Raw genomic sequence first — 19,238 nt, 5'->3', positions numbered from 1 at the left:
ATCCCCTCCGTGCCGCCCACCCTTTCCGTCCGGCTTTCCATCCCGTCGGCACCGCAGAAACCACTCGCGCCCCCCGCGCCGGCAGCCGCACCCGCACCCGCACCCGCCGCACCGGAGCCGCAGGTAGACGCGCCGGCCCTTCCCCGCGCCCCCTCGCGTCCTGTGCCTCCCGCCCTCACGATCGCCGCCGACCATGCGTACGCGGCGCGGCTCACCACGGCCGGGAAGACGGCCGGGGACGCGTGGTACCCGGAGCGCTGGACGCTGGACGGCCCCGAGCCCTACGCCGTGCCCCTCCCCCTCGACCAGCCGGAGGAGGCCGACTCCGACGTGCTGCCGCTTTCGGACGGACGCGTGCTGATCCGGCGCCGGGTGGGAGCAGACCTGCACACGTTCTCGCTCCTCTATCCGACCGGGCCGGGCACGGGCGAACTCTCCCTGGGCTCCCTCGACTGCGCGGAACTCGCGCTCCTCCCCCCGTCCCCGGACGGGATGAGCGTCTTCGCCCTGCTCCCCGGTGCACACTCCACCGGCATCTGGCTGGTGGCGGGCGGCGCGTTCGGCCCCGAGCACGTCGCGGACGTGCCCGGACGCTGTTCGGGCGGTGTCTGGCTCGACCGCGAGGGCCGGCTGCTCTCCCTGGACCGGCAGCTGCCGGGCGGCGGCCCTGTGAAAGCGGTCGTCGTGGACCTGGAGCGCGGCGGCGAGGTGACCCCGCTCCTGCAGATCGCGCCGGGGAGCGACGACCGGCTGCTGCTGGCCGACGCCGACAGCGGCCTGCTGCTGGTCCGCTCGGACGCGCCCGGCCAGGACCGGCTCGGCTGGGGCGTGCTGGGCAGCTGCCTCCCGGTGCGGTTCCCGGAGTGTCTGCGCGCACAGGACGAGACGCTGACGCCGTTCGCCGTGCAGCCGGGCCAGATGCTGATGCCGGAGAGCTGCGCGGTGGCCCTCCGGATCGACGGTGCGGCAGGCAGCTGGGTGGGGCTGTGGCGTCCGGCGGGGCGCCGGCTGCACCAGTTCGCGGCACCCGGAGGATGGCTGGCCGGATCCGGTTTCTGGACCCGGGAAGGTGTGCTGCACCTGCCGTACTCGCGGCAGGACGCCGGCTGTGCCGTGGCTTTGCTGGAGGCTCCCGCGGACGAGCCGCGCCCGGCCGTCGCGCAGGGGACGGGCATGTCCGCGGCCACCCCGGCTTTCGGTGTGTGCAGGCCCGTTCCGCTGGGGCAGGCGCCTCTCACCGGACGCACCGCATCTGGATGAACTCCCCCGGGCTACGCAGCCGTTCCGTGCGGACGCCGAGGGTGACCGTGCCGCACGGCCGCGGGCCCACACGTAAGCGACCGCGACGGGGAGACTCCCCACGCGCCTGAGGCCCGAACCGGCACGACCCGGACGCGTCCGCCCGAGGCGGACACGGACCGGGCCGACGCCGGCGGCTACGGGAAGCACCGAGGAGGCGCATCGGCGGAGAGCGCGCCCGTGCAGCCGCACGGGCGCCACCGCCGTCCCTCCGAAGGGGGTGGCAGCGCGGCGGCCTGAACCGCTCCGCGACACGAGGGCGGTCGCAGCCGCCCGGCTGTGACGGCCCTCGGCCGTACTGCGGCCTGCCCGCTCCCTGCAGCCCTCGTGCCCCGTGACCTGGGAGGCCCTACGCCTCCGGTGAGTGCAGCGCCGGTGCGGGCTCGTTCCCCGGGTGTGCCGCCAGGCCCCCGGCTCGCACGTCCGGCCGTCCGCCGGTGTTGCTCCGCCCGCGTCCCGGCAGCCAGAGCAGCATCATCACCGCCCCGGTCACCAGCACCACGGCGGACACCCGGAAGGCCAGGGCATATCCGGCCGTGATCTCCGCGGCCCCTTCGGAGCCCGCCGTGCGGGCCGCGGCGACCGTGGAGAGGATGGCGAGGCCCAGCGCACCACCCATCGTGCGGGAGGTGTTGACCAGCCCGGAGACGAGCCCGGCGTCGCCGGGCGCCGCCCCGGAGGTGGCGAGCGTGGCCAGCGGGGTGGAGGCCAGTCCCGCCCCGGCCATCATGAGGACGCCGGGGAGACAGACCGACGTGAGGTAGGAGCCGTGCTCTCCCATGGTGGACTGCCAGCCGAAGCCCGCGGCGGCGACCAGGGCACCGGCCACGGCGAGCGGCTTGGCGCCGGTCCGGGCCATGATCGCGGGCGCGGCCTTCGCGCCGATGAAGACGGCGGCGGAGCTCGGGACGAGCGCGAATCCGGCCTGCAGCGGCGTGTAGCCCAGCACGTTCTGGGCGTAGACGGTCATGAAGTACCACATGCAGAAGGTCGCGGAACCCAGCAGCAGCATCGACACGTTCGCGGCAGAGACGGCGCGCACGCCGAGCACCCGCAGCGGCATCAGCGGCGCTGCCACCCTCGCCTCGACGAGGACGAACACGCCGAGCAGCGCGAGCCCGCCCAGCAGGGGCACCAGGGTGGCGGCGGCGGTCCAGCCGGAGGCCTCGGTCTGCACGATGCCGTACGCCGTCGTCGCCAGGCCCGCCGTGACGAGCACCGCGCCCAGCAGGTCCACGCGCCGCCGGTCGCCCGCTCTGCCTTCGGCCAGCCACACCGCTGCTCCGGCGAGGACCAGGACGCCGACCGGCACGTTGATGAGCAGGACCCAGCGCCAGGAGAGGGTGTCGGTCAGTACCCCGCCGATCAGCCCGCCGGCCGCTCCACCGCCCGCGCCGACCGCCATCCAGGTGCCGATCGCCCGGGTCCGCGCGGGGCCTTCGGGGACGGCGGCGGTGAGGATGGTGAGCGTCGCCGGGGACAGCACGGCGGCGCCGAGTCCCTGCCCGGCGCGGGCCGCGAGCAGCTGCCAGCCCTCCTGCGCGAACCCGCCGGCCAGTGAGGCCGCGGTGAAGAGGCCGAGCCCGGTCAGGAACATCCTCTTGCGGCCGTAGATGTCCGCGGCCCGGCCGCCGAGCAGCATGAAGCCGGCGAAGGCGATCGAGTAGGCGTTGACGACCCACTGCAGTCCGGGAGTGCTCAGGCCCAGGTCGGTGCGCATGGACGGCAGCGCCACATTGACGACGGACACGTCGAGGACGACCAGGAACTGGCCGGTGCAGGCCGCGGCGACCACGGCCCACGTACGGGTTCTGGACCGGGCGGGCAGCCGCGTGGGCGGGGAGACGTCAACCATGGGTGGCATACTCGCAGGCCGTCCGTGCCCCGTACATCGGTTTCGGGTCCACTCCGGTCCCGGCGGCTTCCGTCCCCGGGCGCAGGACCTTCGCCGACTGCCCTCTTCTTGCGCCGCGTTCACCGGAATATCGCGGTCGCACGAAAGCGTTCAGCATGCACACACTTGGCGGTCGGCGCTGCCCGCAGGCGCGCCGCCGCACGCTCCACCCCGCTCGGACCACCACTTGTCCCCCCGCCCCGGAGGCCACACGTATGCAACGGACGACGAACGGACAGCAGGCAGGGGAGCTCCCCGGTCCGCCCACGGCCAAGGGCGGCGTCGTTCCCGTGCTCGCGTTCGCGGGGATCACCGTCGCGGTGATGCAGACCCTGCTCGTCCCCGTCATCAAGGACCTGCCGTCCCTCCTCGGCACCGACCCGGCGAACGCGACCTGGGTGATGACGGCCACACTGCTCGCCGGGGCCGTCGCGACGCCGATCATGGGGCGGCTCGGAGACCTGTACGGCAAGCGTCGGATGCTGCTGGCCAGTCTCGCCGTGATGGTGGTCGGTTCGCTGGTCTGCGCCTCCACGGACGACCTCGTGATCATGATCGTCGGCCGGGCGCTCCAGGGCTTCGCCATGGGGGCCATTCCGCTGGGGATCGGCATCATGCGCGATGTGCTGCCGCGCGAGAAGCTCGGCTCGGCGATGGCCCTGATGAGCTCCTCCATAGGCGTGGGCGGCGGACTGGCGCTGCCCGCCGCCGCGGTCATCGCCCAGCACGCCGACTGGCACGCGCTGTTCCTCGGTTCGGCCGCGCTGGGGGTGCTGGCCATGACCCTGACCGCCCTCGTCGTGCCGGAACCCCCGCTGCGTGCGCCGGGGCGCTTCGACTTCGTCGGTGCGCTGGGGCTCTCCCTCGGTCTGGTCTGCCTGCTGCTGCCCGTCACCAAGGGCGGCGACTGGGGCTGGACCTCGCCCCTGACCCTCGGACTGATCGCCGCGTCCCTGGTGATCCTGGTGCTGTGGGGCCTGTTCGAGCTTCGCTCCCCGGCGCCGCTGGTCGATCTGCGGACCAGTGCCCGCCGTGAGGTGCTGCTCACCAACCTCGTCTCGATCATGGTCGGGGTCGCCTTCTACGCCGTCTCGCTGGTCCTGCCGCAGCTGCTCCAGCTGCCCGAGTCGACGGGTTACGGCCTGGGGCAGTCCATGGTCGTGGCGGGGCTCTGCGTGGCACCGCTGGGGCTGACGATGATGTTCGTCGCCCCGCTGTACGCACGGCTGTCCGCCCGCCGCGGCCCGAAGGTCTCCCTGATGCTGGGCATGCTCGTCATCGCCGTCGGCTACGGCGCGGGGCTCGGACTGATGAGCGCCGCCTGGCAGACGGTGGTGATCGCGGTCGTGCTCGGCGCGGGGATCGGGCTCGCGTACTCCTCGCTGCCCGCCCTGATCATCGGGGCCGTCGACGCGTCCGAGACCGGTGCGGCCAACGGTCTGAACACGCTGATGCGGTCGATCGGCACCTCGATGTCGAGTGCGGTGATCGGCATGGTGCTGGCGAACACCTCGGTGCGGATGGGCTCTGTCGACGTCCCCACCATGGAGGGCTTCCGGACCTCGTTCGTGATCGCCACCGGGGCGGTGCTGATCGGCCTCGTGCTGGCCGCCTTCCTCCCGGCCCAGCGGCCGGCCCGCCCGGTGCTGCTGGCCAGCAGCGCGGGCGACGCGCTCGCCGCGGCGGAGCGGGCTCCGGCCGCCGCCACGGCACCCGTGCGGCGCTGAGCCGCCCGTTCCCCGTACGCCCCCGCCGGTCCGTACCGCTGGGGCGTACGGCACGATGGGACGCCGTCCGATCCACCGTCCCACCAGGAGGAACCCCGTGGCAGCCGAGTCCGCCGCCGCCCGTCCCGAGCCGGACGTCCTCGCCGCCTTCGAGGCCGCCAAGGGCTTCATGCCGGTCCACGAAGGGCTCGCCCTGTACGCCGCCGCCTCCGGGGCCGCAGCGCTGGGACTGCCGTTCCTCGAAGTGGGGACCTACTGCGGGCGGTCCGCGATCCTGCTGGCGGCCGCCGCCCGCGCGGCAGGCGTGACGGCCCTGACCGTCGACCACCACCGGGGCAGCGAGGAGCAGCAGCCTGGCTGGGAGTACCACGACCCGTCGGTGGTGGACCCGGAGATCGGCCTGATGGACACGCTGCCGGCCTTCCGGCGCACCCTGCACCGGGCGGGTCTGGAGGAGCACGTGGTGGCGCTCGTCGGGCGGTCCCCGCAGGTGGCGGCCGTCTGGGGCGGGTCGCTCGGCCTCGTCTTCATCGACGGCGGGCACACCGACGAGCACGCGAACGGTGACTACGAGGGCTGGGCCCCGAAGGTCGCCGACGGCGGTCTGCTGGTCATCCACGACGTGTTCCCCGACCCGGCGGACGGCGGCCAGGCTCCGTACCGCGTCCATCAACGCGCCCTGGCGTCCGGGGCGTTCACCGAGATCTCGGTGACGGACTCACTGCGCGTACTGCGGCGTACGGGGACAGGGATCTGAACGTCACGGATAGCATCGCGACGTGCGTAACGAAGACTTCGTTCCCCCCACACCACGCCCGGGCCCGCGCCTGAGGCCCGTGTTCACCGCCGCGGCGCTGGCCTGCGCCTGCCTGACCGCCGCGGGGTGCGCGGGCGACGGCGGGCGGAGCCCCTCCGCCGGACCCGGGGCGGCGTCACGGCCCGGATCGCCCCCGCCCTCCCCCTCGTCCGGGCAGCCGTCGGCTCCGGCCACGAGCCCGGCCGCAGGGCCCCTGCCCCGGGGCCCGCTCACGGGCCGCACCGTGGTGATCGACCCCGGGCACAATCCGGGTAACCGCGATCACACCCGGGAGATCAACAGCCAGGTGGACATCGGCACCGGACGCAAGGAATGCGACACCACGGGGACGGCCACCGACTCCGGTTACGCGGAAGCCCGGTTCACCCTCGACGTCTCCCGCCGGCTGCGCACGCTGCTGGAGGAGCAGGGCGCCGAGGTCGTACTCACACAGGACGGCGACCGCCCCTTCGGCCCGTGCGTCGACGAGCGGGCGCGGATCGGCAACAAGGAGCGCGCCGACGCGGTCGTCTCGGTCCACGCGGACGGTTCCGCGACCGGGAACCGGGGATTCCACGTCATCCTCCCCGCGGCGGTGCACGGAGGCGGCGCGGACACCGCGAAGATCGTGGCCCCTTCGCGTGATCTGGGAGAACGGATCGCCGGGAATTTCGTACGCGTCACCGGAAGCGCCCCTTCCAATTACATCGGCGGCGACACCGGGCTGGACACCCGTGACGATCTCGGCGGCCTTAATCTGTCGACCGTGCCCAAGGTGTTCGTCGAATGCGGCAATATGCGTGATCCGGAGGACGCCGCCCTGCTCACCGACGCGGGCTGGCGCCAGAAGGCGGCTCTCGGCATCGCCGGGGGCATCAGCGGCTATCTGAAGAAATAGTTCTGGACGGACAGTGGGGACATCGGGGGGATAGCCGGTCCGGGGTCCGGGCAGCATCACAACCCGCCGGGGCAGACGATAGATTCATCCCTACGATGGGGAGCCGCCCCCGAGCTTCGCGCCGTACCCGCCGTTCAGGCGGCATCGACGACCGCCCCGACGAGACGACCGACTAAGGACCTTCACGTGAATATCCGCTCCCTCTCCCGAGGCGACGGCGTGGTGATCGGAGCAGCGGTCGTGCTGTTCATCGCCTCTTTCCTCGACCTCTCCGGCTATGAGTGCCCCTCGGACGTGGACTGCTCGGGCTACAGCGCGAACGCCTGGGACTCGCTTTCCGCCCTGATGGGCATCTACCTGGCCGGCATCATCGGCGCCGCGCTGCTGATCGTCAGCCGCGTGATGCCGGGCCGCAAGGTGGTCGGCTTCGAACTCGGCCAGTTCGGCGCCGCGTTCACCGTGTACGCCCTGTGGACCATGTTCTGGACGATCATCGACGCTGGCGACGCGGGCGCGGGCCTGATCCTCGGGCTGCTGGCGACCCTGGTGCTGGCCGGCGGCGCCGTGGCCACTCCGCTCGTTCCGGCGCTCAAGGCCCCGATGCTGGGCGCGCCGCGCCCGCCGCAGGCCGTGCAGCCGCCCTACGGTCAGCAGCCCGGCCAGGGCTACGGCTACCCCGGTGGCCAGCAGACCTTCGGCGCCCAGCCCGGCCAGCAGCAGCCGTACGGCGCCCAGCAGGGCCAGCCCGGTCAGCCGCAGCCGCAGGCGGCTGCCCAGCAGGCACCGCAGGGCGGCGGGGCACCGGCCGGTGACTTCACGCCGTTCTGGTTCGCGGTGCCGGTGGCCCGCCCGCTGTACGGCGAGGACGGCGCCCCCAACCCGATCGCCGAACTCGCGCCCGGCACGTGGTACCTCGCGGTCGAGCAGCGTGGCCCCGGGCTCATCGCCCAGACGCAGGACGGCCGTCGAGGTGTCCTGCAGGACACCTCGGGCATCCAGCGCGGCTGAGCCGTCGCACGCGAGTGGCCCCCCGCCCTTCCGGGCGGGGGGCCACTGCCGTACCCGGCCGTGCGCCGCGTTCGTACCGGCCCTCAGCCGAAGGACGACCTGTCCAGCCAGAAGTCCAGGAGCCCCCGGTCACCCAGGACCTCGAGTCCGCCCTCGTCCGGCTTCTGCCTGCGGTTGAAGGCCAGCATCAGTTCGGTCAGCGGCCCCCGGAGGGCCACGGTCGCCTTCTCGTGGGAGTGGCGCCAGGTGAAGGCGTCCTCTCCGAAGTCGATCAGCCACTCCGCCGCCGGGACATCCGTGGCGTGCAGGTGCAAGGACCTTCCGCCGCCGCGCAGTTCGGCTGCCTCCGGGTCGCCCTTCGACTGGACGAAGGCAACGATCTCCAGCCATTCGGTGATCGTGTCGGCGGCCAGGTCGGGTGCGACCTCGAACGCCGTCCCCGTGGCGAGGGCGGCGTCCGCCCGGTGGACGACGGTCTCATGGGCCATGCGCCGGGCCCAGAAGGCGGTCCGGTGTTCCCATCCCCAGGTCCACACCTCGGTGTCCGGGCCCGCCTCACGGAGAGCGTCCACGGCCGCGGCGGCACCCGCGGTCAGCCATCCCGCCAGGGCGGCCGCGTCAGCGCCCGCCGGCCCCCCGGCGCCGGCGACCTGGTCCTCCGGGAGCTCCTCGGCCGCCCTGCTGCGGACCATCTCGCCGGCCCAGCGGTGCGCATCGCCGACGTGGACGACGAGTTCGCGCAGGTTCCAGTCGGGACAGCTCGGGACCCGGCGCGTCAGGTCGGCGTCCTTGACCAGTGCGCCCAGCAGGTCGGTCTGGACGAGGATCTCGTCGCAGTAGCGCTCGTACGCAAGGAGAGTCATCCTCGCACCCTATGCGGCGTCCGAAGGTCTGTTCAGCAGGTTATCGGGGCTTTCCCCGGATACGGCAGGGACCCGCCGCAGAATGTTCCTGGCTCCGGGGCCGCGACCCTTGTGCCTGCCGAGTGCAACGGGCATCAACTACCCCAGCACTTCGCACTGTTCATCCACCCGCGAGGAAGGCAGGGCAGGATCGCGGTCATGTCCGCCAGCGTTCCCCGCCTCCGGATCGGCTCGACCGAGATCATCGCCCTCACCGACGGCGAGGGCCCGTTCTTCTCCCCGCGCGCCGAGGCCTTCCCCGAGGCCACGGCCGCACAGTGGGCCGAGGCCGACCGCTACGACCCGGGTGCGGTCGACGCCGAGGACCGCTGGCGGCTCCAGTTCCGCGCGTACGCGATCCGCGGCGACGAGGGGCTCACCGTCGTGGACGCCGGGATCGGTCCGGCGGACAGCCCGGCAAGGGGATCTTCAGCCGGGCTCACCCGCGCGGGAGCGGTCCACAACCCGGCGCCATCCGCAGGGTTTCACCTACGGTAAAGCGGCAATCCGGAGAGCATGTCTCCCAGAACTGGCACAGGAAGCAGTACCGCTGCACGCGTCATAGCCGTCGTCGCGGACATCATGGCCTTCATCATCATTCTCTGGATCCTGATGTACCTGCTCGACGCCAACAGGGGCAACGACCTGGTGCAGTTCGTCCAGGAGTCGGCCCACTGGCTGGCCGGCTGGTCCTACGACCTGTTCACCTTCGACGAGGCGTGGGCACGCGTCGTCACCGGTTACGGCCTGGCCGCCGTCGTCTACCTGTTCATCGGACACGCCGTGGCGGGACGCCTCCGCCGCTCCTAGCCGACGGGCTCCTCACGGCAGCAGTCCGGTTCCAGTCCCGTCGGCAGCCGTTCGCCGCCGAAGACCGCGGTGGTCGCCTCGTCCCCCCCGAGCGCGGCCACCGCGAGCAGCAGTGACCCCGCCGTCCAGGTGGTGAGCTCCTCCGGCCATATGGCCCGCTCGCCCTCGTAGACGTATCCCGTCCAGTAGAGGCCGCCCTCGGCCCGCAGGTGCTGGATGGACTGGAGGATCTCCAGCGCACGGTCCGACTCCCCGGTCACCCAGAGCGCCAGGGCCAGTTCGCAGCTCTCGCCGCCCGTCACCCAGGGGTTGGGGAGCACACAGCGCACGCCGAGGCCGGGGACCACGAAGCTGCCCCAGCCCTCCTCGATGCGCTTCGTCGCGGCGGGCCCGGTGAAGGCGCCGCCGAGGACCGGGTAGTACCAGTCCATCGAGTAGCGGCTCTTGTCCAGGAAGCGCTCGGGGTGGCGGCGGATCGCGTGACCGAGCGCCCCGGCCGCCAACTCCCAGTCCGGCTGCGGCTCTTCGCGCTCCTCGGCCAGCGCCAGCGCGCAGCGCAGCGCCTGGTGGACGGAGGAGGAGCCGGTCAGCAGGGCGTCGGTGACGGGGGTGCCGTCGAGCTCGCGCTTCCAGCCGATCTCGCCGCCGGGCTGCTGGAGCCCCAGCACGAATTCGATCGCCGCGTACACCGTCGGCCACATCCGGTCGACGAACGCGTCGTCGCCGGTGGCGAGGTAGTGGTGCCAGACGCCGACGGCCACGTAGGCGCAGAAGTTGGACTCGCGCCCCAGGTCGGTCGGCCGGTCCGCGTCGCCGTCGTGATAGGCGGCGTACCAGGAACCGTCCTCGTTCTGGTGACGGGCCAGCCACGCGTAGGCGCGGGCGGCGGCCTCGTGCTCACCGGCCGCGTCCAGGGCCATCGCGGCCTCGGTGTGGTCCCACGGGTCGAGGTGGTGGCCGCGGAACCAGGGCAGCGCCCCGTCCTCGCGCTGCACCGCGAGGAGTGCGGCCACGGTCTCGGCGGCCTGCTCGGCGGTGAGTACGCCCGGCAGGACGAGGTGTTCGGTCTGCTCCGGCGTGCTCACGCCTCGGCCTTCGGCAGGTGGGGCTTGGTCGCGTACGCCACGAAGCTCTTGCCGACGACCGGGTTGAGCAGCTGCTCGGCGACCCGGGTGGCCAGCGGCTTCTTCATGATGTCCCAGACCAGCAGCTTGTGATAGGCGCGCACCGGCAGGGCCTTGTCGTTGTCCACTCCGAACGCGCACTTCAGCCACCAGTACGGGCTGTGCAGCGCGTGCGCGTGGTGGGTGCCGTAGGGCTTGAGTCCGGCCCCGCGGATCTTGCCGAGCAGCTCGTCGGCCTTGTAGATGCGGATGTGGCCGCCCTCGACCTCGTGGTAGGCGTCGGAGAGCGTCCAGCAGACCTTCTCGGGGCCGTAGCGGGGCACGGTGATCGCGATCCGGCCGCCGGGCTTCAGCACACGGACCATCTCCGCGAGCACGCCCTTGTCGTCAGGGATGTGCTCCATCACCTCGGAGATGATCACGACGTCGAAGGAGGCGTCGGGGAACGGCAGGTTGAGCGCGTCGCCCTCCATCGCGGTGGCGGTCGCGCCCGCGGGTGCCTCACCGGCCTCCTTCATCGCGGCGAACCACTTCGCGACCTCGCGGATCTCCTCGGCGTTCTGGTCGAGGGCCACCACCTGGGCGCCGCGCCGGTAGCACTCGAAGGCGTGCCGGCCGGCGCCGCAGCCCAGGTCGAGCACCCGGTCGCCTGCGGCGAGCGGGAAGCGGGTGAAGTCGACGGTCAGCACAGGGGCCTGCCTTCGAGGTCGGAGGTACGGATTCCAGGAGCCACGGGGGCGGCGCTCACCTGCGGGCGCCCCGGGCTGCGATCGACTGACGGTACAGCTCGACGGTGCCGAGGGCGGCCTTGGCCCAGGTGAAGTTGGCCAGCACCCGGGCGCGGCCGGCCTCGCCGAGGCGCGCGCGCAGTTCACGGTCGCCGAGGAGCCGGCCGAGCGCGGCGGCCAGGGCCCCCGCGTCGCCCGGCGGCACGGCGAGGCAGGTCTCCCCGTCGGGCCCCGTGACCTCGGGGATGGCTCCGCCGGTGGTGGCCACCAGCGGGGTCCCGGTGGCCATGGCCTCGGCGGCGGGCAGCGAGAAGCCCTCGTACAGCGAGGGGACGCAGGAGACCTGGGCGCTGCGGACCAGGTCGACGAGTTCGGTGTCGCTGATGCCCTTGACGAACTCGACGGCGCCCTGGAGCCCGTAGCGCTCGATGGCCTGGGCGACGGGGCCGCGCTCGGCCCGCTTGCCGACGACCACGAGGTGCGCCGCCGGGTTCTCCGTACGGAGCTTGGCGAGGGCCTCCACGAGGTGGACGAGGCCCTTGAGCGGGACGTCCGCGCTGGAGGTGGTGACGATCCGGCCGGGGATCTCGGCGACCGAGGGGTCCGGCGACCAGAGGTCGGTGTCGGCGCCGATGTGCACGACCCGGATACGGTCCCGGCGCACCCCGAGGTGCTCGGTGATCTCCTGCTGCGACGAGCCGGAGACGGTGAGCACGGAGGGCAGACGGCGGGCGACACGCTTCTGCATCCGGGTGAAGCCGTACCAGCGGCGCACGGAGAGCCGGCGGCGCACCGACTCCGCGGCGTCCAGGTCCAGTCGGCGGTCGACGGTGATCGGGTGGTGGATCGTGGTGACGAGGGGTGCGCCGAGGTCCCCGAGCAGGCCGTAGCCCAGCGTCTGGTTGTCGTGCACGACGTCGAAGTCGCCCCGCCTGGCGAGGAGATGGCGCCGTGCGCGCAGGCTGAAGGTGAGCGGTTCCGGAAAGCCGCCGGTCCACATGGTGGCGACCTCGGCGAGGTCGATCCAGTCGCGGTACTCACCGCGCCCCGGGGTGCGGAACGGGTCGGGCTGGCGGTAGAGGTCGAGGCTCGGCAGCTCGGTGAGCGGGACGCCCTCGTCGAGTACGGGGTAGGGCTGGGCGCCGATCACTTCGACCCTGTGGCCGAGGCGGGCGAGCTCGCGTCCGAGGTGGCGGACGTAGACGCCCTGGCCGCCGCAGAAGGGGTTGCCCTTGTAGGTCAGGAGCGCGATGCGCAACGGCCGGTCACCGTCGGTGTCCGACGCACTGCCGCCCGCGAAGGGGCCCGTCTCTATGGCCTCAGCGGTCACACTCGGCCCCCTTCTCACTGCGTTTTCGCCGGAGCGTAACCGGTCGCGCTAATCTAGAACAAGTTTCAGACTCGCTCGTTCAACCCGCACCGAATCTACCGGCAGGTAGCGTCGGCGTGACGGCCGGATCAGGTGATTCGCGCCACGACGGACGCCCTGGCATGCTGTGCGCGCCCGGAAACCGGCGCCCGGCCGGACAGGGAACCGGTTCTCCCTCTGGGACGGGGACAGACGGGGATGGGGACAGATGACAGCGGAAGCCAGGCCGGCAGCGCCTCCCCTGACGGAACGCCAGGAGGCCCGCCGCCGAAGCATCCTGCGGGCCGGCGCCCAGCTCGCCGGGCGGGGCGGCTTCGAGGCCGTGCAGATGCGCGAGGTGGCGGACGCCGCCGGGGTCGCCCTCGGCACGCTGTACCGCTACTTCCCGTCGAAGGTCCATCTGCTGGTCGCGATCATGCAGGACCAGCTCCAGCACCTGCACGTCACGCTCCGCAGGCAGCCGCCCGCCGGGGACGACGCCGCCCAGCGGGTCGCCGAAACCCTGATGCGGGCGTTCCGGGCGCTCCAGCGCGATCCCCATCTGGCGGACGCCATGGTGCGGGCACTGACCTTCGCGGACCGCGGGGTGAGCCCCGAGGTGGACGCCGTGTCCCGGCTGACGACGGCGATCGTCCTGGACGCGATGGAGCTGGAGAACCCCACGCAGGAGCAGCTGTCCGTGGTCCGTGTCATCGAGCACACCTGGCACTCGGCGCTGATCACCTGGCTGTCGGGGCGGGAGTCGATCGCACAGGTGAAGCGGGACATCGAGACGGTGTGCGGTCTGATCGACCCCCCGGCCGGCACGCGCTGACCCCGCCGAGGGCGGGCACTCGCTGACGCCGGCCCGCGTCGGCACTCGCTGACACTCCCCCATGTGCCGTGCCCACACCGGCACTTGTTCAGGTGAGGTTCCCTGCACCATGTCGACGGCGCCACGGTGTTCGTACGGTTCGGCCGACATCACCCGAACCATGCCGAGGAGCCGGTCACCATGCGTCGCAGAGCCGTAGGCACCGTCCAGAGAAGTCCACTGACCGCGGCCGCGCTGGGCGCCGCCGGCCTGCTCCTGGTGGGATGCACCGCCGCCGGGCAGGCGGGCGAGGGCTCAGGGTCCGGCAAGGACGGGGACGAGGCCGTGAAGGTGGGTCTCGTCTACTCCCGAACGGGACTGCTCGCCGCGTACGGCAAGCAGTACCGCGACGGGTTCATGGCGGGTCTCGACCACGCGACGAAGGGCACCGGCAAGGCGGGCGGCCATCCGGTCGAGGTCACCGAGCAGGACGACGCGGGTGACCCCGGCAAGGCGGTCTCCGCAGCGAAGAACCTGATCGGCAAGGGCTACAAGGTGCTGGCCGGCACCACCGACTCCGGCGTCGCGCTCCAGATGGCCCCGCTGGCCGCCCAGAACAAGGTGCTCTACGTCAACGGCCCGGCCGCCACGGACGCCGTGACCGGGATCAACGACTACACCTTCCGGTCCGGGCGGCAGTCCTACCAGGACATCCTCACCGCGGGCACCATGCTCGGGAACCCGGAGGGCAAGAAGGTCACCGTCCTCGCGCAGGACTCCACCTTCGGCCAGGCCAACGTCGCCGCCGTCAAGGCGGTCCTGGGTGCCCAGGGGGCGAAGGTGGGCTCCGTGCTGGCCCCGCCCAGCGCCACGGACCTGACGCCCTTCGCGCGGCAGGTCAAGGCGGGAGGTCCCGATCTGGTCTTCGTCGCCTGGGCCGGCGCGACCGCACCGGCACTGTGGACGGCACTGGACCAGCAGGGCGTGCTGAACGCCGGCAAGGTCGTCACCGGGCTGGCTGGGACGGCCTCGTACCCGGTGTTCGGAGCGGCCGGTGCGAAGGTCTCCTTCCTCGCGCACTACTTCCCCGGCGCGGGCGGCAACAACGCCGTGGAGAAGGCCATGCTCGCCGGTGTCGAGAAGGCGGGCGGCACCCCGGACCTGTTCAGCACCGACGGATTCACCGCGGCGCAGATGGTCGTGCGGGCGATCGAGGAGGGCAGCGCCACCGACACCGCCGCCATGGTGAAGGCCCTGGAGGGCTGGAGCTTCGACGGGGTGAAGGGCCGGCAGCAGATCCGTGCCGAGGACCACGCGCTCGTGCAGCCGATGTTCGTGGCGAAGCTCAACGGCAAGGGAGCGTCCGCGAAGCCCGAACTGGTGAGCACCCAGCCGATGGACGCGGTGGCCCCGCCCTCGAAGCCCTCGGCGGGCTGAACCGTGACCGCATCCGGCACCGCCACCGCGCGGGTGGGCGCCCCGGTGCTGAGGCTGGACGGCCTCGGCTGGCGCGTCGGCGGGGCGACCATCGTCGAGGGCGTCACCCTCGACGTCCGGGAGGGCGAGTTCCTCGCCTTCATCGGGCCCAACGGGGCGGGCAAGACGTCCCTGTTCAACCTGATCAGCGGGATCGTCGTGCCCACCGCGGGCACCCTCGCGCTGGACGGCGCGGACCTGACCGGCCTGCCGGTGCACACCCGTGCCCGGCGCGGGATCGGGCGGACGTTCCAGACCTCCAGTCTCTGGCCGCGGATGACCGTGGCCGAGCACGTCCGGCTGGCCGCGCAGGCCAGGAACGGCGGTTCGCACCGGCTGTGGAGGCGGGCCTCCCCGTACACCGCCGAGGTGGACGGCGTACTGGAGCGCACCGGCCTCGGCCACCGCGCCGGGGCCACCGCGGCCGAGCTCTCCCACGGGGAGAAGCGCAAGCTCGAGCTCGCCGTGCTGCTGGTGGGCGAGCCCCGGCTCATGCTGCTCGACGAGCCGATGGCCGGGGTGAGCGCCGAGGAGGTCCCCGCCCTCACCGAACTGATCCGCACGCTGCACCGCGAGGAGGGCCGCACCGTGCTCATGGTCGAGCACCACATGGACGTCCTGCTGGGTCTGGCGGACCGGCTGGCCGTGATGCACCACGGCCGCCTGCTCGCCCTGGACAGCCCGGACGCCGTGACCGCCGACCCGGTCGTACAGCGGGCCTACCTCGGGGAGGGACTGTGAGCACTCCCCCGGTGAACACCTCCCCGGTGGGGACGCCCCCGGAGGCCGCGCCGCTGCTCGCCGTACGGGACCTGCGCGTCCTCATCGGCGGGCGGCACATCCTGCACGGCGTCGACCTGGACGTGGCACGCCACGGCGTGACCGCGCTGCTCGGCCGCAACGGGGCGGGGAAGACCACGACCGTACGCGGCGTCCTCGGGCTGGTGCCGCGCGCCGGCAGTGTGCTCCTCGACGGCGAGGAGACCGTGGGCCTCCCCACGCACACCCTGGTCCGCCGCGGCATCGGATACGCCCCCGAGGACCGGGGAATCTTCGCCGGCCTCACCGTCGCGGAGAACCTGCGCCTGGCCGAGCGCCCTGGCGCGGACGGGCCCGCGTACGGACTGGTCCATGAGCTCTTCCCCGAACTGAAGTCCCGGAGGGCGCAGTTGGCGGGGACCCTGTCAGGCGGCCAGCAGCAGATGGTGGCCATCGGCCGCACTCTGCTCAACGGCAACCGGCTGATCATCGCCGACGAGCCCACCAAGGGCCTGGCCCCCAAGGTCGTCACCGAGGTCGCCCGGGTCCTGGAGCGCGCCGCGGAGGCGGTGCCCGTCCTGCTCGTCGAGCAGAACCTCACCGTCGTCCGCCGGCTCGCCGAGCACTGTGTGGTGCTCGCCGACGGACGGACGGCCCACCAGGGCCCGGCGGCCGGACTGCTGGGCGACGCGCAGGCCACCCGCCGGCTGCTCGGCGTCGGCCAGGGCCCGCTCGCCCCACTCACCGCGGAGGCGGATTCCTGATGTCCACCATCGTGCTGCTCACCATGACCGGACTCGGTCTGGGAGCGCTCTACTTCCTCATCGCGTCGGGGCTCTCGCTGATCTTCGGCCTGATGGACGTGCTCAACTTCGCCCACGGGGCACTGCTCTCCATCGGCGCGTACGGCACCTGGTGGGCGGCGTCGGGCCATCTGCCCGGCGCCGGCCCGGGCGGCTGGGGCTTCGCGCTGGCGGTCCTGTTCGGCACGGCGGTGGGCACGCTGGCCGCCGTGGTCCTGGAACTGGTCGTCGTACGGCCCCTGTACACCCGGCCGCGCGAGCAGGTGCTCGCGACGGTCGGGGTGGGACTCGCCGTGCCCGCGCTGCTGTCGGGCATCTGGGGTTCGGACGCCCGGACCTTCCCCGGCCCACAGGCGCTGTCCGGCACCTTCCGGCTGCTGGGCGCGGACGTGCCGGTCAACCGGCTGGTCCTCGTCGCGGCGGCGGTCGTCGTGCTGGTCGCCCTGCGGCTGTTCCTCGGCCGGACCCGGCACGGCCTGGTCGTACGCGCCGGGGTCGAGGACCGGGCGATGGTCACCGCGCTGGGCATCGACGTCCGCAAGGCGTTCACGCTGGTCTTCGCGATCGGCGGCTGCGCCGCCGCGCTGGGCGGGGCGCTCGGCGGGCTGTACTTCGGCTCGGTCGACCCCCGGCAGGGCACCTCGCTGCTCATCTTCGCGTTCGTCGTCGTGGTCACGGGCGGCATGGGGTCGGTGACCGGCGCGGCCGTGGCGGCCGTGGTCATCGGCCTGGTCCAGCAGTTCGCCAACTACTACACCGCAGCGGGCCTCGGCGACCTGGCCGTCGTCGTCCTGCTCGCCGCGCTGCTGCTCGTCCGGCCGCGCGGACTGACCGGGAGGCTCGCGTGAGCACCGCCACCACACCCGCACCCACGCCCACCGCCGCACCCCCGGCAGCAGGGCGCGACAGGTCCCGGCTGCTGCGCTGGTGGCCCGCCGCCGTCCTCGTGCTCCTGATCGTCGCGCCCTACAGCGCGCTGCCCGTCCCCGGGCTGCTGGACGGCCCCGTCGGGAGCCCGGGGAGCCTGCAACTCCTCGCCACCTGCCTGCTGTTCGGCGCCCTCGCCACCGGCTACGACCTGCTGCTCGGGCGCACGGGACTGCTGTCCTTCGGGCATGCGCTGTACTTCGCGGCGGGCAGCTACGCCACGAACATGTTCCTGCTGGAGGCGGGCCTGCCGTTCGCCGCGGCGGCGGCCCTCGGCCTGTGCTCCGGCACCGCGCTCGCCCTGGTGCTGGGCTCGGTGAGCCTGCGGGTCACCGGCATCGGCTTCTCCATGGTGACGCTCGCCTTCGCGCAGGCGGGCTCGATCCTCGTCTCCCGCAACCCGGGCGGCCTCACCGGCGGCGAGGAGGGCCGGGCCGCCCCGGCGGACCTGCTGCCCTCGTGGCTGGTCGGCATCGACCACACGGCCAATCTGTACTGGATCACGCTGGCCTACCTCGTCCTCACCCTCGGCGTCGTCCACTGGGCCGTGCGCTCGCCCACCGGCCGGGTCTGGGAGGGCATCAAGGAGAACGAACGCCGGGTGGAGGTGCTGGGCCTGAAGCCGTACGGCTTCAAGCTGACGGCCTTCGTCCTGGCCGGGGCGCTGGCATCGGTGGGCGGGCTCGTCCACCTGCTGCTGACCGGCGGCTCCACGCCCCAGACGACGACGTCGGACTTCACCCTGTCGCTGCTCGTGATGGTGGTTCTGGGCGGATCGGGCACCCGCTGGGGCCCGATGGCCGGCGGCATCCTCTACACCTGGGCCGACCACCGGCTGGGCGACCTCGCCGGCTCGGGCGCGGTAGCCGAACTGCCCGCGGTCCTGCGCGTGCCGCTGTCCCAGCCGCTGTTCCTGCTCGGGGTGCTGTTCGTGGCCGTGGTACACCTGCTGCCAGGCGGCCTGGCCCGGCTGCCGTCCCGACTGCGCCGGCCCCGTAAGGAGAAGAAGTGACCACCTCGTACGAGGAGATTCGCGTCCCCGTCACAGGCGGCGGACTCGCCGCGCTGCGCTGGCCCGCCCGCGACCCCGGCGCGCCGGTCGTCGTGGCCCTGCACGGCATCACGGCCAACGCGCTGTCCTGGGGCACGGTGGCCCGGCTGCTCGACGGCCGGGTCACGCTGGTCGCCCCCGACCTGCGTGGCCGGGGCGGCAGCGCCGGGCTGCCCGGCCCGTACGGCATCGCCGCCCACACCGACGACACGGCCGCCCTGGCCGAGGCGCTCGGCCAGGACCGGGTGGTGCTGGCGGGCCATTCGATGGGGGCCTTCGTGGCGGCGCTCGCGGCCGTGCGCCATCCGGGCCGCTTCGGCGAACTGGTGCTCGTGGACGGCGGGTTCGGGTTCCCCGCGCCGACCCACCTGTCGGCGGACGAACTGATCACGGCCGTGATCGGCCCGGCCATGGACCGGCTGTCGATGACGTTCCCCGACCGGGACGCCTACCGGTCGTTCTGGCGGGCCCACCCCGCGTTCGGGGGCGACGCCTGGTCGCCCGAGGTCGACGCGTACATCCAGCGCGACCTGACGGGCGAGGAACCCGCGATGCGCTCGGGCTGCCGGCTGGAAGCGGTCCGCACGGACGGGATGGGCCTCTTCCAGGACGAGGTGCTCGCAGCCGTACGTGAACTCCCGCAGCCCGCAACGCTGTTGTGGGCGCAGCGGGGGTTGATGAACGAAGAGCAGGGGCTGTACGACGAGTCCCGGCTCGCGGCTGCCGGCCAGCCGGGCACGAACGTCGAAGCGGTGCGCGTCGAGGACGTCAACCACTACACGGTGCTGACGGGCCACAAGGGGGCCGGCGAGGTCGCCGGCGCCCTGCTGAGGGCGGCGTCCGTCACCGGCTGAGGGCGGGCGGCGGCCGGGGC

The 19,238-nt window shown here is 72.9% G+C and carries 18 protein-coding genes and 1 pseudogene; 14 read left to right on the top strand and 5 right to left on the bottom strand.

Translation table 11 applies throughout. The annotated features are described in order from the left end of the window. Positions 1-9 precede the first annotated feature (9 nt). The gene (locus BFF76_RS08120) at positions 10-1,260 is read left to right on the top strand and encodes a hypothetical protein (RefSeq protein ID WP_420709252.1); all 1,251 of its coding nucleotides are present in this window, start codon (positions 10-12) and stop codon (positions 1,258-1,260) included. Positions 1,261-1,648: 388 nt separating this feature from the next. Here the strand turns inward: BFF76_RS08120 and BFF76_RS08115 are convergent, their stop codons facing one another. Beyond that, complete coding sequence (locus BFF76_RS08115; RefSeq protein ID WP_031099227.1) at positions 1,649-3,154, bottom strand: MFS transporter; 1,506 nt, start codon at positions 3,152-3,154, stop codon at positions 1,649-1,651. 254 nt (positions 3,155-3,408) lie between these two features. Here BFF76_RS08115 and BFF76_RS08110 point away from each other — a divergent pair, with 254 nt between their 5' ends. The 4 genes from BFF76_RS08110 to BFF76_RS08095 all read left to right on the top strand — a co-directional run bounded on the left by BFF76_RS08110 (position 3,409) and on the right by BFF76_RS08095 (position 7,622). Continuing rightward, on the top strand, positions 3,409-4,920 hold the full coding sequence (locus BFF76_RS08110; protein WP_065847793.1) for an MFS transporter: 1,512 nt from the start codon (positions 3,409-3,411) through the stop codon (positions 4,918-4,920). Between the two features lie 97 nt (positions 4,921-5,017). Then, the gene (locus BFF76_RS08105; protein ID WP_031099231.1) at positions 5,018-5,677 is read left to right on the top strand and encodes a class I SAM-dependent methyltransferase; all 660 of its coding nucleotides are present in this window, start codon (positions 5,018-5,020) and stop codon (positions 5,675-5,677) included. Between the two features lie 22 nt (positions 5,678-5,699). Continuing rightward, positions 5,700-6,614, top strand: coding sequence for an N-acetylmuramoyl-L-alanine amidase (locus BFF76_RS08100; RefSeq protein ID WP_031099233.1), 915 nt, complete (start codon positions 5,700-5,702; stop codon positions 6,612-6,614). Between the two features lie 186 nt (positions 6,615-6,800). After that, positions 6,801-7,622 (top strand): DUF5336 domain-containing protein, encoded by an 822-nt coding sequence (locus BFF76_RS08095; RefSeq protein WP_053928480.1) that lies wholly within the window; start codon positions 6,801-6,803, stop codon positions 7,620-7,622. Between the two features lie 83 nt (positions 7,623-7,705). On the opposite strand, the gene BFF76_RS08090 is transcribed toward BFF76_RS08095, so the two are convergent. After that, positions 7,706-8,485 carry a maleylpyruvate isomerase family mycothiol-dependent enzyme gene (locus tag BFF76_RS08090; RefSeq protein ID WP_053928481.1) on the bottom strand — a complete coding sequence of 260 codons (780 nt, stop codon included), beginning with the start codon at positions 8,483-8,485 and terminating at the stop codon, positions 7,706-7,708. 198 nt (positions 8,486-8,683) lie between these two features. On the opposite strand from BFF76_RS08090, the pseudogene BFF76_RS08085 reads away from it, so the two are divergent. Together BFF76_RS08085 and BFF76_RS08080 are read left to right on the top strand one after the other, a co-directional pair. Then, positions 8,684-8,944 (top strand): annotated as a pseudogene (locus BFF76_RS08085) (MBL fold metallo-hydrolase); the annotation flags it as partial. 96 nt (positions 8,945-9,040) lie between these two features. Continuing rightward, on the top strand, positions 9,041-9,334 hold the full coding sequence (locus BFF76_RS08080) for a hypothetical protein (RefSeq protein ID WP_031099239.1): 294 nt from the start codon (positions 9,041-9,043) through the stop codon (positions 9,332-9,334). On the opposite strand, the gene BFF76_RS08075 is transcribed toward BFF76_RS08080, so the two are convergent. Genes BFF76_RS08075 through BFF76_RS08065 form a run of 3 tightly spaced genes read right to left on the bottom strand, consistent with a single transcriptional unit; the run spans position 9,331 to position 12,516 of the window. Beyond that, on the bottom strand, positions 9,331-10,419 hold the full coding sequence (locus tag BFF76_RS08075) for a glucosidase family protein (protein WP_065847791.1): 1,089 nt from the start codon (positions 10,417-10,419) through the stop codon (positions 9,331-9,333). The two genes, BFF76_RS08080 and BFF76_RS08075, sit on opposite strands and share 4 nt — an antisense overlap. After that, entirely contained in the window at positions 10,416-11,147 is a 732-nt protein-coding gene (locus tag BFF76_RS08070; RefSeq protein WP_053928483.1) for a class I SAM-dependent methyltransferase, read from the bottom strand. The genes BFF76_RS08075 and BFF76_RS08070 overlap by 4 nt, the downstream gene beginning before the upstream one ends. Before the next feature lie 55 nt (positions 11,148-11,202). Continuing rightward, positions 11,203-12,516: a glycosyltransferase family 4 protein gene (locus BFF76_RS08065; protein ID WP_065847788.1), complete on the bottom strand. Its 1,314-nt coding sequence runs from the start codon at positions 12,514-12,516 to the stop codon at positions 11,203-11,205. 247 nt (positions 12,517-12,763) lie between these two features. On the opposite strand from BFF76_RS08065, the gene BFF76_RS08060 reads away from it, so the two are divergent. The 7 genes from BFF76_RS08060 to BFF76_RS08030 all read left to right on the top strand — a co-directional run bounded on the left by BFF76_RS08060 (position 12,764) and on the right by BFF76_RS08030 (position 19,218). Further along, on the top strand, positions 12,764-13,369 hold the full coding sequence (locus BFF76_RS08060; RefSeq protein WP_031099246.1) for a TetR family transcriptional regulator: 606 nt from the start codon (positions 12,764-12,766) through the stop codon (positions 13,367-13,369). Between the two features lie 180 nt (positions 13,370-13,549). Further along, entirely contained in the window at positions 13,550-14,785 is a 1,236-nt protein-coding gene (locus BFF76_RS08055) for a substrate-binding domain-containing protein (protein ID WP_031099247.1), read from the top strand. Positions 14,786-14,788: 3 nt separating this feature from the next. Then, positions 14,789-15,565, top strand: coding sequence for an ABC transporter ATP-binding protein (locus tag BFF76_RS08050; RefSeq protein WP_053928485.1), 777 nt, complete (start codon positions 14,789-14,791; stop codon positions 15,563-15,565). Further along, complete coding sequence (locus tag BFF76_RS08045; protein ID WP_381824750.1) at positions 15,562-16,347, top strand: ABC transporter ATP-binding protein; 786 nt, start codon at positions 15,562-15,564, stop codon at positions 16,345-16,347. The genes BFF76_RS08050 and BFF76_RS08045 overlap by 4 nt, the downstream gene beginning before the upstream one ends. Then, positions 16,347-17,234 carry a branched-chain amino acid ABC transporter permease gene (locus tag BFF76_RS08040; protein ID WP_053928486.1) on the top strand — a complete coding sequence of 296 codons (888 nt, stop codon included), beginning with the start codon at positions 16,347-16,349 and terminating at the stop codon, positions 17,232-17,234. The genes BFF76_RS08045 and BFF76_RS08040 overlap by 1 nt, the downstream gene beginning before the upstream one ends. Continuing rightward, complete coding sequence (locus BFF76_RS08035) at positions 17,231-18,325, top strand: branched-chain amino acid ABC transporter permease (protein WP_065847786.1); 1,095 nt, start codon at positions 17,231-17,233, stop codon at positions 18,323-18,325. Before BFF76_RS08040 ends, BFF76_RS08035 begins: the two co-directional genes overlap by 4 nt. Beyond that, entirely contained in the window at positions 18,322-19,218 is an 897-nt protein-coding gene (locus BFF76_RS08030) for an alpha/beta fold hydrolase (RefSeq protein WP_031099259.1), read from the top strand. The genes BFF76_RS08035 and BFF76_RS08030 overlap by 4 nt, the downstream gene beginning before the upstream one ends. Positions 19,219-19,238: the final 20 nt, after the last annotated feature.

It is taken from the genome of Streptomyces mutomycini (genome assembly GCF_001700505.1).
GTDB classification, from domain to species: Bacteria; Actinomycetota; Actinomycetes; order Streptomycetales; family Streptomycetaceae; genus Streptomyces; species Streptomyces mutomycini.
This window is presented reverse-complemented; position numbering and strand designations above follow the sequence as displayed.

Bases quoted from the DNA above. Each gene is read 5' to 3' on its own strand.
- BFF76_RS08090 (WP_053928481.1), bottom strand. From the start codon at position 8,485: ATGACTCTCCTTGCGTACGAGCGCTACTGCGACGAGATCCTCGTCCAG.
- BFF76_RS08040 (WP_053928486.1), top strand. From the start codon at position 16,347: ATGTCCACCATCGTGCTGCTCACCATGACCGGACTCGGTCTGGGAGCG.
- BFF76_RS08110 (WP_065847793.1), top strand. From the start codon at position 3,409: ATGCAACGGACGACGAACGGACAGCAGGCAGGGGAGCTCCCCGGTCCG.
- BFF76_RS08080 (WP_031099239.1), top strand. From the start codon at position 9,041: ATGTCTCCCAGAACTGGCACAGGAAGCAGTACCGCTGCACGCGTCATA.
- BFF76_RS08055 (WP_031099247.1), top strand. From the start codon at position 13,550: ATGCGTCGCAGAGCCGTAGGCACCGTCCAGAGAAGTCCACTGACCGCG.
- BFF76_RS08060 (WP_031099246.1), top strand. From the start codon at position 12,764: ATGACAGCGGAAGCCAGGCCGGCAGCGCCTCCCCTGACGGAACGCCAG.
- BFF76_RS08115 (WP_031099227.1), bottom strand. From the start codon at position 3,154: ATGGTTGACGTCTCCCCGCCCACGCGGCTGCCCGCCCGGTCCAGAACC.